Genomic DNA, 15,786 nt, shown 5'->3' on the forward strand with positions numbered 1-15,786 from the left:
TCTGCCGCTCGCTCGCTCGCCGCGCAGCGCGCGTGCGGGCGCGTCCCGTAGCAGGCGTGAGCGGACTCGTGCTTGTCAAGCAGAGACGATGGGACCACCGTAGGACCCACGAGGAGCTCGCACCCGCATGAAGCTCGCCTCTCTCCGCGGCCCCGGCCGCGACGGCACGCTCGTCGTCGTCCGCCGCGACGGCCTCGCCTACACGCCTGCCGGCGAGGCCTTCCCCACGCTCCAGGCCGCGCTCGACGACTGGGAGCGCGCCGAGCCCGCGCTCCGCCGCATCGCGGCCGACGTCGAGCTCGGCGAGGCGGCCGTGACGCCGCTGGTCGCGGAAGAGCTCGCTGCGCCGCTTCCGCGCGCCTACGAGTGGGTCGACGGCTCGGCGTACATCCACCACATCGTGCTCGTGCGCAAGGCGCGCGGCGCCGAGCCCCCCGAGACGCTGACGACCGATCCGCTCGTGTACCAGGGCGGCTCCGGCGTCCTCCTCGGCCCGACCGACGACATCGTCCTGCGCGACGAGGCCTGGGGCCTCGATTTCGAGGCCGAGGTCTGCGCCGTCCTCGGCGACACCCCGCAGGGCACGCGCCGCGAAGAGGCCCACCGGCACATCCGCCTCTTCCTGCTGGCCAACGACGTGACGCTGCGCAACCTCGTGCCGGCCGAGCTCGCGAAGGGGTTCGGGTTCTTCTGCTCCAAGCCGGCCACAGCGTTCTCGCCGTTCGCGATCACGCCCGACGAGCTCGGGGACGCGCTCCGCGACGGGCGCGTCCACCTGCGGCTCCGCTCGACCTACAACGGCGCGCTCATCGGCGATCCCGAGGCCGGCCCGGAGATGCACTTCTCGTTCTTCGATCTCATCGAGCACATCGCCAGGACGCGCAGCTTCACCGCGGGGACGCTCCTCGGCAGCGGCACCGTCTCGAACCGGGATCCGGCGCGCGGCGTCTCTTGCCTCGCCGAGCGGCGCATGCTCGAGATCCTCTCGGACGGGGCGGCCAGGACGCCGTTCATGAAGCCAGGAGACACGATCATGATCGAGATGCTGAATCGCGCGGGAGAGAGCCTGTTCGGGCGCATCGCGCAGCGGGTGGTGGCCAGATGAGCGCCGCCGTGAAGGGGCTCGCGCTCTACGGCTACTGGCGCAGCTCGTGCAGCTGGCGCGTGCGCATCGCGCTGGCCCACAAGGGCGTCGAGCACGCGTACCGGCCGGTGAACCTCGTCCGGGACGGCGGCGAGCAGCTCCGCGACGAGTACCGGGCCAAGAACCCGATGGCGCAGGTGCCCCTGCTCGAGTTCGAGCAGGACGGCGCCGTCCGGCGTGTGTCCCAGTCGGTGGCCATCATCGAGCTGCTCGAGGACCTCTTCCCCGCGCCGCCGCTCCTGCCCGCGGATCCTTACCTGCGCGCCAGGGCGCGGCAGCTCGTGGAGATGATCAACTCCGGCACCCAGCCGATGCAGAACACCGCCACGCTGAAGTACGTGAGGGACGAGCTCGGCGGCGACGAGAAGGCCTTCGGCCGGCGCTTCATCGCCTCGGGCCTCGCCGCGTTCCAGGCGGCGGCGAGCGAGCTCGCCGGGCGGTTCTGCGTCGGCGACCAGGTCACCGTGGCGGACGTGTTCCTCGTGCCCCAGCTCTACAACGCGCGGCGCTACGAGGTCGACCTCGCGCCGCTCTCGATCCTCACGCGCATCGAGGCCGCGTGCATGGAGCTGCCCGCGTTCCAGGCCGCCCACGCCGACCGCCAGGTCGACGCGGTCGCCTAGCTCGCCCCTGCGTTACCCCTCGCGACGGAGGACCCAGATGGCCAAGGTGGAGTCGATCGGCATCAAGCGGGTGGAGGCGCTGCACTACTACGTGCGCGACCTGGAACGGAGCCGCAGGTTCTACACGGAGAAGCTCGATTTCCAGGAGATCGCCGCGAGCTCACCGGATCTCACGGCGGCGGCGGCGCAGCAGTCGGTCGTCTTCCAGGCGGGCGAGTGCGTCGTCGTCTGCTCGCAGCCCGCCGGCGAGGGCGGGCGGGCGTGGCGCTACCTGCGCAAGCACCCCGACGGCGTGGGCACGGTCATCTTCGAGGTGGAGGACGTCGACCGCGCCTTCCGGCTGCTCGACGGCCGCGGGGGTACGCCGATCGACGAGGTGCATCGGGTGACGGAGGCAGGCGGCACCTTCGCGTCGTTCTCGATCACGACGCCGTTCGGCGACACCACCTTCCGCTTCGTGGAGCGGCGCGGCTACCCCGCGCTGTTCCCCGGCTGCGTGGCCTACGACGCGCCGCGCGGCGGCGAGAACCGCTTCGGGCTCACCCGGTTCGATCACATCACCTCGAACTTCCAGACGATGGCGCCCGCCCTGCTCTGGATGGAGCACGTGCTCGGGCTCGAGCCGTTCTGGCAGATCGCGTTCCACACGAACGACGTCGCGAAGGACGCCAGTCACGGCTCGGGCCTGCGCTCGGCCGTGATGTGGGACCCGGCCTCGGGCGTGAAGTTCGCGAACAACGAGCCCTATCGGCCGCACTTCAAGAGCTCGCAGATCAACGTCTTCAACGAGGAGCACCGCGGCGACGGCGTGCAGCACGTGGCGCTCGCCGTGGAGGACATCCTCGCCGCGGTGCGCGCGATGCGCGGCCGGGGCGTGGAGTTCATGCCGACCCCGGGCGCCTATTACGACATGCTGCCCGAGCGCCTGCAGCGGCTCGGCATCGGGCAGATCGACGAGGACGCGGCGGCGCTGCGCGAGCTCGAGGTGCTCGTCGACGGCGACGGCGCGAGGTCGTACCTCCTCCAGATCTTCCTCAAGGAGTCGTCGGGCACGCACCGCGATCCCGACGCCGGGCCGTTCTTCTTCGAGCTCATCCAGCGCAAGGGGGATCGCGGCTTCGGCGCCGGCAATTTCCGGGCGCTGTTCGAGAGCATTGAGCGGCAGCAGAAGGCGGGGCACGGCTGATGCTCGATCGCGTCGTCGCCGGGATCGTCCCGCCCAAGCACCACATCGCCTTCCGGAGCGAGGCGGGGGATCTCCGCTACGAGGAGTGCCTGACGCGGGCGGGCTTCGACGGCCCCTACACGATCGCTTACCACGAGCGCCGGCCGCACGAGCACCGGCTCGCGGAGGCAGCGCACGGCTTCGCGCTGCCGGTCGCCGCGCCGGCGCGCCCGCTGGCGAAGCGGCACTACCGGTCGCAGGATCTGCCGCGGCGGGGCGGGCCCGCCGTCGACTGCCGCGTGCCGCTGCTGTTCAACGACGACGTGGTGATCGGGCTCGTCCAGCCGGACGCGGCCGATCCGGTGTACTTCGCGAACGCGGACGCCGACGAGCTGTTCTTCGTCGTCCACGGGGGCGGCGTCCTGCGCACGATGCTCGGCGATGTCCGCTTCGAGCAGGACGATTACGTCGTCATCCCGAAGGGGCTCTTCTACCGCTTCCTGCCGGACGCAGCGCCCCAGCGGTGGCTCTCGATCGAGGCCGCGGACATCCACCTCCCGCGCAAGTGGCGCAACGAGGTCGGCCAGCTGCGCATGGACGCGCCGTACTCGCACCGCGATTTCCGGCGGCCCACGTTCGTCGGCCCCCTCGACGAGGGCATCCGCGCGCTCGTCGTGAAGCGCGGCGGCGCCTTCCACGGCTTCACCCTCGAGCGCTCGCCGCTCGACGTCGTGGGCTGGGACGGGGCGGTGTACCCGTTCGCGTTCCCGATCCTGCGCTTCCAGGCGCGCGTCGGGCTGGTGCACCTGCCTCCGGACTGGCACGGGACGTTCGCCGCGCGCGGCGCCCTCGTCTGCAGCTTCGTGCCGCGCCCGACCGACTTCCACCCGGAGGCGATCCCCTGCCCGTACCCCCACGCGTCGGTCGATTGCGACGAGTTCCTGTTCTATTGCCGCGGCAACTTCACCTCGCGCCGCGGCGTCGGCCCCGGCAGCATCTCGCACCATCCGGCCGGCGTCCCGCACGGGCCGCACCCCGGCGCGTACGAGGCGAGCCTCGGGGCGCGCGAGACGAGCGAGCTCGCGGTCATGCTCGACACGATCCGCCCGCTCTCGGCCACCGCGGCCGCGCTCGCGGTGGAGGACCCGGGCTACCAGGACAGCTTCATCGCGCGCCCCTAGCGGGATCGGGCGACGGGAGACTTCCCTCAGGGCCCTCCGCGCGGGGGCTCAGCGCCCTGAGGCTTGTTGAAGCAGGCGCTCGTGCACTCGTTGAAGCGCTGCGACTCCTCGAAATCGATCCCGTTCAGCCCATTGCAGGACATGCCGGCGATGCAGCGGGCGCTGCACAGGATCTGCCCGACGCATTCGTCGGGGTTGGTCGAGAACGGGAGTCCCAGCCCGCACGCCATGAAGACGTCGTTGGCGTCCTCGCAGACGGTGCGGAAGACGGAGATGCCGCAGCCACGGAGGCTATCTCGCTGGCCGTCGCAGCCGTCGAACAGGTACTTCTCGTCCTTGCATTCGAGCTCCTCCTCGACGCAGCTCACGTAGGCGTCGAAGGAGCCGGTGCAGCTCGCCTTCACCGCGTCCGCCCGCGCGGTCTCCGCCTTGTCGACGCACTCGAGGTACCTCGCCTCGCTGCAGCCGGAGCAGTCGCAGATGCGGTCGCAGGCGCGCTCCTCGGGCGAGGGGCAGCCAGCGGACACGAGCGCGCCGCCGGCGGCGGCCAGGGAGAGGAGCACCCAGTGGGTGCGCGGCGAGCGGCGCTTGGGGGCGAGCACGGTGACCTCCTCGCCCTACTTTATTTCATTTCGGCATCTTGCCGAGCCGCTCGAGCAGCGCGCGCACGAGCAGCGGCCACGCGACCGTGGCGTCCGCGTACACCTCGGCGAAGCGCCCGCCCTCCTGCGGCGGGGTGAACTTGCCCCAGCTCACGCCCTCGGAGTACGTGCAGCCGGACAGGCCGCCCCAGTGCACGGGCTCGGGGCAGATGCGGACGCCGTACTGGAACCGCGGGTGATCTACCTCGATGTCCAGGCGATCGCCGACGATGTCGTAGAACGGCGCGACCTGCTGGGCCCAGTTGCGCGGCACGCCGCCGCCGATGGTGAAGATGCCGAGGCGCTTCTTCTTGCGGACCAGGCGGGCGTAGCTCAGCAGATCGAGGAACGGATTGTAGGGCGGCGGCACGGCCTCGCGCCACACGTCGAAGCCCGGCTTGTCGCCGTGCTGCGCCTTCACCTTGCGCAGCATCCACGTCGCCACGTCGAGGCCCATCTCGCTGTCGGTGAAGGCCGGCACGTAGACGGGCACGTCGCGGAGGTACGCGCTCCGGAGCACGCCCGGCGAGTCGCCCATCTCCGCGAGCGCCTTGCCGAGCTGGCGGCAGATGATCTCGCTCGACCAGGGAGAGCCGGGGTCCAGCTTGTCGAGCTCCTTCCGGACGAAGACCTCGATCGCGTTGAGGTTCTTCTCCATCTCGAGCGTGTCGTAGACGCGGTTGTACCCCTTCTCGAAGTACGTCTCGTCGGAGATGCCCGGGTTCGCCTTGTAATGGGTCAGGCCGACGGCCTCGCTCAGCCCGTGCGCCATGAGCGCCCCCGTGCTGATGATGCAGTCGATCATGCCGGCCTCGATCATCCTGACGATGACGACGCCCATCTTGGCGACCGTCATCGCGCCGGAGAACGTCGCCACGACGAGGCAGTCCTCGTCGCGCACCATCGCCTCGAGCACGTCGCACGCCTCGCCGAGCGCGCGGCCGCTGAACGCGGTCCTGCTCATCGCGCGGAGCAGATCGTCGAACGAGTCAATCTTCAGCGGGTCGAGCGCGGCGAGCGGGACGAGCTGGTCTTCGACGCCGTCGCCGAGCTGGCGGTGCGAGGGACGAGGATGCTTCGGAGAGGACATAGGGCGCGAACATATACCCGCGCGGGGGGCGGGCCGTCGAGCGCGAAGCTCCCCGCGAGAGGGGCAAACTCAGGGCCGTACGGGCAGCGAGCACGCGAGGCGCCGCGCGGGTCTGTCCGCAGGTCCGCCCGCTGGTCTGCCCGCTGCCGCGCCCTCCGTTCCGCCGATTCCGCCGAGCTTCCCGGCGCCTTGGCCGATGCCGCGATCGCCGCCTTCGGCGCGCCGGGCCGCGAGATCGGCGCGAACGAACGCGAGCGGGCCAGCGCTGGGCTGGCCGTCGGTCCGCCGCTCCAGATCCATCAGCGCGGCGATCTTCGCCACGCAAACGTCACGACCTGACACACGGACGTCATAGACAGCCGTGCTCGCGGGCGCGCGGCGGCCATCGATCGTCGCGGACGCGCTCGCCCGATCGAACAGGAAGCGCGCGCCGGGCGGGCGCGCGGCGCACGCCGGCATGCGGGTGAGCTCGGCGCGGACATTCGGGGCGATCTCCCAGCCGTCGAGCGGCAGGAGCGGCGGGGCCTTCGCGGTCGCGCCTTGCGCCGTCGTCGCGGCGGGCGGGATCGGCACCGTCCGGCCGAGCGTCAGGCCGTGGAAGCTGAGCAAGAGCGGCACGCCGGCGCTCGTCGGCTGCCCCAGCGCGGGCTCGCCGAGGTTCGCGAGCGAGGCGATCGGCCGCGGGGCCTCGCCGGAGGACCACGCGACGAGCGACGCCCCGCGGAGCCACGCGACGGGGCCATCCGGCGCCTCGCTGAAGGCGACCTCCGCCTCGGGCATCAGCTCCAGCGGCACCTCGGCGACCTCGGCGCCGCGGCCCGGCCTCACCTGGATCAGCACGTCGCGGCCCGAGGCGCGCACCCCGAACAGGATACGGCCCCCGGACGCCGCGAACCGGGCGAGGATCGCGTCCCGGCCGACGCCCTCGGGCGCCGGGCCCGTCCACGAGCGGACCCTGGCCTGGAGCTCGGTCGGGTCGAGCCAGCGCAGCGTCCACGTCGCCCGCGGCGCGGCGGAGGCGCCGCGCGCCTGGAGATCGGCGCCGGCGCCCCTGGCAGCAGCGCCGTCGGGCGAGCGCACCTCGAGCGCGGCGACGGTGGAGAGCTGGCCCCAGCGCCTGTCCCTCACCGACGAGATGCGCCGCTGGCCGTCCGCTCCAGGCTTCACGTCGCGGGCGAGCAGCGCGAGCGCCTCCTGGGTGCTGCGCGGCGGCGGCACGCCCGCCGGCGAGAGCGGCGGCCCCGGCTGTGTCGTGCAGGCGAGCGCGCGCTCCGGCAACGCCGGGGACGGCGGCGGGCGGAGCGGCAGGAGCGGCGCGGCCCCGAGCGCAGGGCCGCGGGGCGGCGCTCCCTGCGCGGGCAGCGGCGGCCCCCAGCCGACGCGGAGGTGGGTCGAGATCCTCAGGCCGGCCTCGTTCACGGCCAGCATCCCGGGCTCGGCGAGCAGGTCGCCGCTCCGGGCGATCTCCGCCGCGGCCTCGGGTGGGACCTCGATGGGCGACCACGTGCGGCCGGCGTCATCCGACGCGAGCACCTTCCCTTCCCCGACGGCGATCCCGCGGCCGGCGTGGACCACGGCGTGCGCGGCCCCGGCGAGGCGAGCCCGCGAGGCCTCGCCGCCGGGGGAAAGGACGACGGCGGTGAGCTCTCCGGCCTCGTCGGCCACCACGAACGACAGCGCGCCGTCCTGCCCCTCCTCGATCGGGCTGACCACGTTGACGTCGTCGCCCCCGCCGCGCAGCCAGCCGAGCGGGAGCAGCGGAGCCTCCCTGCCGCCGGGGTCGATCACCGCGACATGGGCGCCGGGCGAGGCGCCCTCGCGGCCGTCGCCGCGCGGCGCGGGCTCGTCGCGGGGCGCGACGTCGCTGTCCCAGAGCCCGCGCAGGATCGCGATCCGGCCGTCGGCGAGCGCGCCGGCGCCGCGCCAGCGGACGTCCGCGCCCGGGCGGACCGTGCTCCACCGGCCGCTCGGCTGGCGCACGCACACGCTGCCCTCGTCATCCGCGTCGCACGGCGCGAGCAGCAGGGCGCCGCCGCTCGGGGACACGCGGAGCTCGGCCTCGCCGCTCCGCACGAGGACGGGCGGCTCGCTGCCGAGAGGGCGGTCGGGCTTGACCTGGAGCACGCCGAACGGATCGTGGCGGCTGTCCGTCCCGCCCTCGCCGAGCGCGCAGGCAACCCACGCCGCTCGTCCCGCGCGGCCGACGCCGCAGACGTTCAGCCAGTCGCCGCGGCCGAAGGGGGCGACCTCGTGGAGCGCGCCGGTGGCGAGATCCACGCGGGCGAGGACGCCATGGCTCGCCGTGATCGCGGCGGACGCCCACGCCGCGCCGCTCGAGATCGCCGCCTCGAGCGGGTGGCGCCCCGTCGCGCGGATCCAGCGGAGCAGGGGCGCGCCTGGGCCGCCGGGCTCGGGCGCGTCGTCGGCGGGCGCGGGCGCGGGCCCGAGCCGCGCCTCGGCGACCAGGATCCGCGCCTCGCGCTGCCCGGACGACGAGGCCCTGCCCTGCATCACGGCGATCAGCTCGCCGTCGCGCAGACGGACGTCGGCGACGCGGAGCAGCGCGGCGGGGTCGCCGTCCGCTCCGTCCCCGCCCGGCGACGGCGCGACGGGGCGCCACGACGCGCCGCCGTCGGCCGTGACCGCGAGCCCCGCCGCCTCGAAGAGCCCGGCGCCGTGCCGCGCGTCGCGGAACGCGAGGGCGCGCAGCGGCAGGGCGGGCAAGCCCGGCAGCGTGCGCGGCTGTCCCGTCTCGACGTCGAGGAAGATCGGGGAGTCGGCGATGGCGTCCCAGACCGCGACGACGGCGGGCCCGCCGCCGATGCGCTGGAGGTCCGTCTCGGACCGGGCGAGGACCGCGGGCGCGCCGAGCGGGTCATCGAACCGGTAGACACCGTGGACTCCGCGCCCGACGAGCCGCGGGCCGGCTGCGGACGGAACCAGCGCGAGCTCGATCAGGGGCTCGGGGCACGCCGCGGTCTCCGGCCGCGCCGCACCGTCGGCCCCGACGAGGACGCGCTGGCCGCCGACGAGCGCGAGCGTGCCGCCGGCGACCCGGGGCCCGACCACGGTCGCGCCGCTCGCGTCGACCCAGCGGGCGGGCACGGGCGCGGGAGGCGGGGGGCGTACCGCCGCGGGCGCGCCGCGCTCTTGCGGCGCGGGTCGGGGCGGCGCGCCGCCGCAGCGGGCGAGCGCGAGCGCAGCGAGGAGCGCGGCCGCGCGCCGCGACCTGCGCGGTGGCGCTGCGAGGCGGGGAGCGCCCGCCGCTCTGGACTGCATCATCAGGGCTGAGACTACCGTGATTCGCTGGCCGCCTCGGCTACTCTCGCCGATCGGCGAGCGCCTTTCGGGCGATCCGAAGCCTGCCGGCGGTCGTATCCGGGTTCAGTCCGTGCGCCCTGGCGTAGGCGGTCATCGGCTGGGGACCTGCGGCGGCGAGGAGGAGCTCGCGGTGGTGCGCGGGCAGCTCGACGAGCACGCGGAGCGCCGCGCGGGCCAGCAGCCTGCCGTCCAGGTCCATGCTTCCCTCGTGGACGAGCGCGCGCGGCTCGTCGACCGGGACCTCGTGGCGTATGTGGGCGCGTTCCAGGTGATGGCCCGCTTGCCGCCACGTGATGCCATGCAACCAGCGCTGGAGCGCGCGGCGCGGATCGACCCGTGGATCAGGGCGGTACCTGCCAGCCCGGATGGCGCTCCACGCGGCGATGAGCACGTTCTGGAGCACGTCGTCGCGATCGCGCGCTGGGACGCCGCACGCGACGAGCCTGGCCGCGATCAGCCGCTGCTCCGCGACGAGGGTGGCGAGGGGTGGCGAGACCGCGGGGCGGAGCGGCGTCGAGCGCGCCGGAGCAGGCGGCGCGCCGCGCTTGCGGCGGCTGCGGCGGCTCATCGCGAGCTCCGGCGCACCGCGCCTCGGCCGGCCGGCGGCGGGCAGCGGGGAGGGCGTTCGCGATGGAGGGCGGGTGTTCGTGCGGCACGCGTGAGCACGCGTGTGTTGCGTTCGACGGTGAGCCACCGTTGTTCCTCGAATGACGCGTCCATGCGCGCGAGTTCCCCGACGCACCCGCGCTTCGCTGCGAAATCGATCGAGCACGCTCGATTTCACAGGTTCAAGGAGAGCCGTTCAACGCGTCTTCGATGGCGGGCATATAGGCGCTTCCGGGGAATGCCTCGCGGAACCGGGCGGCGCGCGCTGCAGCCTCGGCGTGCCGGCCGCTCTGGCCGAGGGCCTGGATCGCCAGGGCCTCGCGTTGCTGCGCTCTCGGGCTGCGCGGGTGGCTCCGCGCATGGCGGTCGAGCGCGTCGAGCGCCTCGGTCGCTCTTCCCGCGCCGAGCGCGGCGATCGCGCGCTGGATCAGGGTCAGATCGGTGTCCATCGGCGGGACGGACGCCTTGGCGCCGGTCGCGGCTGGCGGCGCAGGAGACGGCGCCGCCGGGACATCGGCGAGCGCGGCCGGCGCGCCCGAGCCGACCGGGGCCGCCGCGAGCCTGTCGCCGCGAACGAGGGTGATCTCCGGCGGGGCGGCGCGCGGCCAGGCAGCGTAGAGCGTGCCGGCGCCGGCGCCGACGCCGCCCAGGAACACCGCCGCGCCTGCCGCGACGAGCTTGGCCCGCGTGATCTCGATGCCACCCCGCGCGAGGCTCGCCGGGGCGCGGCGCGCGTCCCACGCGGGGACGGCCTCCGCCGCGCCCTCGCCGGGCGGGAGGGCTCGCGCGGCCTGGCCGGCCGGCGCGCCCCCGTCGCCCTCCCCGGCGGAGAGCCGCGCCTGAAGCCGCGCCCAGAGGACCTCGCCGAGGTCTTCCGGCAGGTCGAGCCGGGCGTCCCCGAGATCGAGCAGCTGCGGCGCGTGGGCCAGGGCGAGCGGCGCCAGCGCGAAGCGCGCGCCGTACACGCCGAGCGCGTCGCGGTCGCTCGCGCCCAGCCGCTTGACCGCGGCCGCGAACTCCCTGCGGGCCCGCCGCAGCCGGTCCCACGCGGTGTTCTCGGAGATCTGGAGCGCGGCGGCGATCTCGCGCATCTCGATGCCCTCGAGCTCGTAGAGGAGGAACACGACGCGCCGGTCGCCCTCGATGCGCTGGACGAGCTCGCGGACGATCCGCTGCGTCTCGGCCTGCGCGAACCGCTGCTCCGCGTCGTACCCCGGGTCCGCGACATCGACGCGCTCGCCCTCGGAGCCCGCGAGCAGCTCCCGCCGGTTCCCGGAGAGCCGCATGTGCCGCAGGGCGAGGTTCGACGCGATGCCCGCCACCCACGCCTTCATGGAGAAGCGAGGGTCGTAGTCCCCGAAGCGGCGGTGGACGACCAGGAACACCTCCTGGGCCACGTCGCGCAGGTGCCGGGCCGGCACCCCCATCCGCCAGAGCACCCGGAGGACGTACGGGAGCAGGCCCGTGTAAACCTCCTCGAAGGTGGGGCGAGGGGGCGGGTCGGCCGGCGGTGCCGAGCCGGCGTTGGCCGCCTGCCCGGGGTCGGCGTCATGGGTGGGGGCCGGCGGAGGCCGGGGGGATTGAGACTCCGTCATCGCTACTTGTTCCCGCGAGACGGGCCGGATCGTGGCGAAATCGTACGCGGGGCAGAAAAAAAATCGGGGCTCGGTGGCCCCACATGGGGCCGCGCCCGTGGCCGCCTCGATGGCCACCGCCGTTCTGTCGCATTACATGATGTTTCCGCGTATCATTGCGAGATCAACCAGGCGCATCGGCGAGCGGCCATCGACGAGCCTGTCAGCATCTCTCGGCACGTTCTGAGCGCCGTACCTCTACTGCGGGAAGTCGGCCGGGGAAGCGAACCGCCAAGCCGCCAAGGGCGCCAAGAAAACCGGGGAATAGGGGGGAGATGCCGGGACGGCCCCATTCCCCCTCTCCCCTTGGCGTCCTTGGCGGCTTGGCGGTTTTTCTGCTGATCCGGAGTAACTTCCCGCAGTAGAGCTACGACGAGATTCGCTCGGCGGGCACGCGATGGATGCGAACTCTTTGCGCGGATCATTCCGAGAAGGACCCGATGGCGGACGCAATGCGGACCCGCGAGCGTCCAGGAGGGGGAGGTCTTCACGCGCCGTTCTGCCCGTGCTTCCCTCCCGAGGCGCTCGCGCGACAGCACCGCGTGCTCGGGAGCTGCGCCGTGAATGAAGAGGTGAGACGATGACGATGTGGAGGTGGGCTCGACGGGAGAAGCGGGGGATGGTGCTGGCGTCGGGCGCCACGGCCGTCGTGCTGGGGGCCTGGGCTGGTGGCTGCGGAACGACCGATCACTGGCTTTGCCCCTACGATCCCGAGCCTGGAATCAAGGACTATCCTTGTCTTGTATCGTGGGACGCCGTGGATGGTGGCGACGGCGCCGACGCGTGCGGCGATGCCGGTGCTGATGCAGGCGACGCCTGCGCGGAGGGGGGAGCTGGCGCCGATTTCGACAGCGCGACGGTCCCCGGGTTCGATCCCAACCTGCGGGAGACCTGCACCGGGCAGTGCGTGCCGCGGGAACCGCTCGGCTGGTCCGAGCCGGCGCTGGTCTGGATCGGCCCTCCGGATCGCGCGCCCGACTGCCCCGCCGCTGCGCCGAGCGTCGGCTACGAGGGCCATGCGGACTTCACGGCGGCGGCGCCGCCCTCATGCCCGGCATGCCAGTGCGATCCGCCGGACGCCTCGTGCGAGCTACCGGCGGCGTGGAGCGCTTACGCCAGCTTTCCCTGCGACGTCCCCGGCGCCGCCGAGACGCCGTTCGCTGCTCCCGAAGGTTGGGACGGAGCCTGCACCTCGGCCAGCGCGATCGCCGCCGGACAGATGTGCGATGGCGCCCCGTGCGCACAGTCGCTCGAGATCCCGGCCCCCCGCGTGCTTCCGGGGAGCTGCGTGCCCAGGACCGCGGAGAGCCCCGAGGGGCCGGAGGAACCCGAAGGCGCCGGGAGCTTCGCGCTCTTCGCACGGGCGTGCACCGGCACCGCGTTCGCGCCGTGCGCCGATCCCGGGATGATCTGCACCCCGGCGCCGCCAACCGGCGATGCCGCGCCGCCCGAGAGGTTCCTGACGTGCGTCTATCATGAGGGAGAGCAGGACTGCCCGGCGACCTACCCGGACCGGCACGTCTTCTTCGCAGGCGCCGAGGACACACGCGGCTGCGCCCCCTGCGGCTGCGGCGAGCCTATCGGGGGCAGCTGCAGCGTCCTGGCCTCGGCGTTCAGCGATGGTGCGTGCTCCCAGTTCGCCGTCGGCGTGGTGGTGAGCTCCGCGGCTCCGCTCTGCACCGGCATCGTCCCCGGGACGGCGCTCGGGAGCAAATCCGCGAGTGTTGTCAGCCTCGATCCGGGCGCCTGCGCGCCGACGGGCGGCGAGCCGACCGGCAGCGTCGCGCTGCTCGGCGCTGCGACGTTCTGCTGCCGCCCCGAGCCGATCCCTGATCCGGTGCCTGCCTGAGACAAGCGGACCTGGATCCTGACGACAGCACCGACGCAGAGCCCGTCCACATCCTTACCCGCACGCGGGATGCTCCCGGCGCGCGCGCTCCGATCGGCGCACCGTCGGGGCCGGATCAGAACGAAGCGACGAGGTGCAAGGCTCCCGCCTTGGAGCTACCGGCCACGGACCAATTCTCACGGCCACGTAGATGAAACGCGGGACGCTCGAGGTTGGCCACGAGCTCGCCCGTGAGCCGAGCGGCAAGGGAGTACGAGAGAGGCACCTCCACGCCACCGCGCAGCCCGAGCCCCACGTAGCGCCACGACGCATCCCCCACGGCGTTGACCCTACCGAGGTAGCGCACGCGGCCTGCCGTGACGAGGCCGCAGCCGAAGAACCATGCCACGTGCCCGCAGGGGACGACCGAGCCCCCGAGCCAGGACACGCGGTAGACGATGCCCCGATACGGCTCGGCGGCGACTGGCAGGTGTACGCGTCCCTCCAGCGAGAGCGAGAACACCTCCCACCGGGCCCCCACGAACCCCGAGAACCCGACCGCCGGGGCCGGCGCGACGCCCTCGGAGATCAGCGCCCCCGCCCCGACCTGAAGCCGCGGCCACGCCGGCGAGGGGCCACGGCGCTCCCCGGGCCGCGCAGGCGCGGCGGGCTGGCACGGCGGCAACGGCGCCGCGGCCGGCGCGCGCGGGGGCCCCGCCGGCGCCCCTCCCGGGGAAGCCGTCACCGGCGGCTCCGGCGCGGTGGCCGCCTCCCCCGGCGCCGGAGGTGACGGAGCCGGCGGCGACGGCGACGGCCCCCGCGCCGATCGCACCGGGCGCAGCATGATCGCAAGGGCGGTGCCGACGTCCTCCACGAGCGCCCCGCAGGCCGCGCCCGTGAGCTCCTGGCCGCCGAGCCGCCGCCCGTCGCTGTCGAACAGCGCGATCTCCCCCAGGAAATGCCGCCCCTTGCGCGAAAGGACCACCTCGATCCGCCGGTCGCCGCCGCCGCCCACGAACGGATCCATCCCGCCGAGCTGCGCGGCGACGACGTCCCGGAGCGCCTGCTCGTTGGGGCACCCCTCCGCGCCCGGACCGCGCGTATAGGACAGCCGCGCGCCGCCCGCTGGGACCTGACCGGAGGCCGCCGGCACGGCCAGCACCAGGGACACGGCACTCCACCCGATGGCGTTCAGACGTGGATGGCGCAAGGGACTCCGCTCGATCGTCAGGCAAGGGGTGCGGGGCAGCGCCGAGGGGCCACGGCCGGCTGCGACCTGCTCCGAGTGGAATTACGGACCACGACCGGCGCCCGGCAACGGATTTTTCCGGGCCGCTGCGGCTCGCCAGACCCGCACGGGCGGGCGCCGGAGGCCTCGAGGTCTGCCGGACGGGTCGATCACCCGTTCCGGGAGGCCTCCGGGCCTCTCCAGCAGGTCGGCGACCTCTGGAAAGAACCCGATCGGCCTGCGCCGGCACGACGCCGACCCGTTCCGGGAACCCCCGGGGATCTCCGAGCATGCCGGCGACCCGTCGAGGAACCCCCGCGGCATCTCCGACATGCCGGCGACCCGTCGAGGCAAAGAGTCGCAGTCCATAGCACGTTAACGACGACCGGAGGGATTGACCTGGGATATCAGCGTTCATATCGGTACACGATGGACCAAACGTTCGATGCTTCGATCTACGTTCGCGCGCCCATCATCAACATTGCCAATGGCGTGACCCTCGCCAACGCGCTGGTCGCAGCCTGTCCGGATGCGGCGCCGGAGAACGTCGCCAAGGCGTGTACGAAGCTGAAGGCCGCCGGGGAGGCAGGCCAGAAGGCGCTCACCGCGCGCCGCCGGGAGAACGGCGCCCTGTCCGAGGACGACGTGCGCGTGCTCGACCGGGAGGCCGACGGGAGCTTCGGGGCGCTGCGCATGCGCCTCATCGCGACCTCGATGCTGCCCGAGGCGCGCTTCCCGCAGGCCCGGCGCGCCGGAGAGCTCGTCCAGGAGCTGTTCGGCGAAGACGGCCTGTCGTTCCTCACCGCCGAGTACTCCGCGCAGAACACGGTGATGGCCTCCATCGCCGCGCACATCGAGGAAGCGGGCCTGAAGCCGGAGATCGACGCGATCGCCGGGCCCGAGTTCCTCGAGCAGATCGGCAATGTCCTGCCGCGCTACGACGCGATGGTGAAAGACAAGCTACAGAAAGAGGTCGCCGCGACATCGAACCTCGCGACGTACGTGCGCGCCATCCAGTCCGCCATCGTCAACTACGCGACCAAGGTCGCCGGCATGGTCGACGAGGACGAGCCCGAGACCCTCGAGACTGTCCGGAAGGCCCTCCGCCCGCTCGACGCGCACCGCGAGGCCGGCGCCCGGCGCGCCCAGGGCGGCGCCAAGGGGGAGGCGGCGAGCGGCGCCCCGGCCGCCCCCCCGGCGGCCGGCGCGGCAGCCGACGGAGCCGGCGAGCCTATCGCGCCGGTCTGAGGGGCATCGCAGCAGGACCGGGGCGCCAGGCGCCTCTCCAGCGGCACCTGGCGTCCAGATCCTCTCCCGAGCTTCCC

12 protein-coding genes are annotated in these 15,786 nt (G+C 73.5%); 6 read left to right on the top strand and 6 right to left on the bottom strand.

Features of this window, described 5'->3' with window-relative positions; translation table 11 throughout:
• Positions 1 to 127 precede the first annotated feature (127 nt).
• Genes WMF34_RS30735 through WMF34_RS30750 form a run of 4 tightly spaced genes read left to right on the top strand, consistent with a single transcriptional unit; the run spans position 128 to position 4,113 of the window.
• Complete coding sequence (locus WMF34_RS30735; protein WP_012238606.1) at positions 128 to 1,105, top strand: fumarylacetoacetate hydrolase family protein; 978 nt, start codon at positions 128 to 130, stop codon at positions 1,103 to 1,105.
• The gene (gene maiA / locus WMF34_RS30740; protein WP_437990020.1) at positions 1,102 to 1,767 is read left to right on the top strand and encodes a maleylacetoacetate isomerase; all 666 of its coding nucleotides are present in this window, start codon (positions 1,102 to 1,104) and stop codon (positions 1,765 to 1,767) included. Before WMF34_RS30735 ends, maiA begins: the two co-directional genes overlap by 4 nt.
• Before the next feature lie 37 nt (positions 1,768 to 1,804).
• Entirely contained in the window at positions 1,805 to 2,953 is a 1,149-nt protein-coding gene (locus WMF34_RS30745) for a 4-hydroxyphenylpyruvate dioxygenase family protein (protein WP_437990021.1), read from the top strand.
• Positions 2,953 to 4,113, top strand: coding sequence for a homogentisate 1,2-dioxygenase (locus WMF34_RS30750; RefSeq protein WP_437990022.1), 1,161 nt, complete (start codon positions 2,953 to 2,955; stop codon positions 4,111 to 4,113). Before WMF34_RS30745 ends, WMF34_RS30750 begins: the two co-directional genes overlap by 1 nt.
• 26 nt (positions 4,114 to 4,139) lie before the next feature.
• Here the strand turns inward: WMF34_RS30750 and WMF34_RS30755 are convergent, their stop codons facing one another.
• The 5 genes from WMF34_RS30755 to WMF34_RS30775 all read right to left on the bottom strand — a co-directional run bounded on the left by WMF34_RS30755 (position 4,140) and on the right by WMF34_RS30775 (position 11,366).
• Entirely contained in the window at positions 4,140 to 4,715 is a 576-nt protein-coding gene (locus tag WMF34_RS30755; protein ID WP_012238610.1) for a hypothetical protein, read from the bottom strand.
• 25 nt (positions 4,716 to 4,740) lie between these two features.
• Positions 4,741 to 5,844, bottom strand: a complete 1,104-nt coding sequence (locus WMF34_RS30760; protein WP_012238611.1) for a deoxyhypusine synthase family protein — start codon at positions 5,842 to 5,844, stop codon at positions 4,741 to 4,743.
• 69 nt (positions 5,845 to 5,913) lie between these two features.
• Positions 5,914 to 9,126, bottom strand: coding sequence for a hypothetical protein (locus WMF34_RS30765; RefSeq protein ID WP_437990023.1), 3,213 nt, complete (start codon positions 9,124 to 9,126; stop codon positions 5,914 to 5,916).
• A 37-nt stretch (positions 9,127 to 9,163) separates the two neighbouring features.
• Complete coding sequence (locus WMF34_RS30770) at positions 9,164 to 9,733, bottom strand: RNA polymerase sigma factor (protein ID WP_437990024.1); 570 nt, start codon at positions 9,731 to 9,733, stop codon at positions 9,164 to 9,166.
• Between the two features lie 220 nt (positions 9,734 to 9,953).
• On the bottom strand, positions 9,954 to 11,366 hold the full coding sequence (locus WMF34_RS30775; protein WP_437990025.1) for a sigma-70 family RNA polymerase sigma factor: 1,413 nt from the start codon (positions 11,364 to 11,366) through the stop codon (positions 9,954 to 9,956).
• Between the two features lie 619 nt (positions 11,367 to 11,985).
• Here WMF34_RS30775 and WMF34_RS30780 point away from each other — a divergent pair.
• A complete protein-coding gene (locus WMF34_RS30780) occupies positions 11,986 to 13,254 on the top strand; it encodes a hypothetical protein (RefSeq protein ID WP_437990026.1) in 1,269 nt (422 codons plus the stop codon).
• Positions 13,255 to 13,369: 115 nt separating this feature from the next.
• On the opposite strand, the gene WMF34_RS30785 is transcribed toward WMF34_RS30780, so the two are convergent.
• Positions 13,370 to 14,404, bottom strand: a complete 1,035-nt coding sequence (locus tag WMF34_RS30785; RefSeq protein WP_437990027.1) for a hypothetical protein — start codon at positions 14,402 to 14,404, stop codon at positions 13,370 to 13,372.
• Positions 14,405 to 14,890: 486 nt separating this feature from the next.
• On the opposite strand from WMF34_RS30785, the gene WMF34_RS30790 reads away from it, so the two are divergent.
• Positions 14,891 to 15,709 carry a hypothetical protein gene (locus WMF34_RS30790; protein ID WP_437990028.1) on the top strand — a complete coding sequence of 273 codons (819 nt, stop codon included), beginning with the start codon at positions 14,891 to 14,893 and terminating at the stop codon, positions 15,707 to 15,709.
• The last annotated feature ends 77 nt before the right edge of the window (positions 15,710 to 15,786 follow it).

This window comes from Sorangium sp. So ce145, from assembly GCF_051525985.1.
Taxonomy (GTDB): domain Bacteria; phylum Myxococcota_A; class Polyangia; order Polyangiales; family Polyangiaceae; genus Sorangium; species Sorangium cellulosum_B.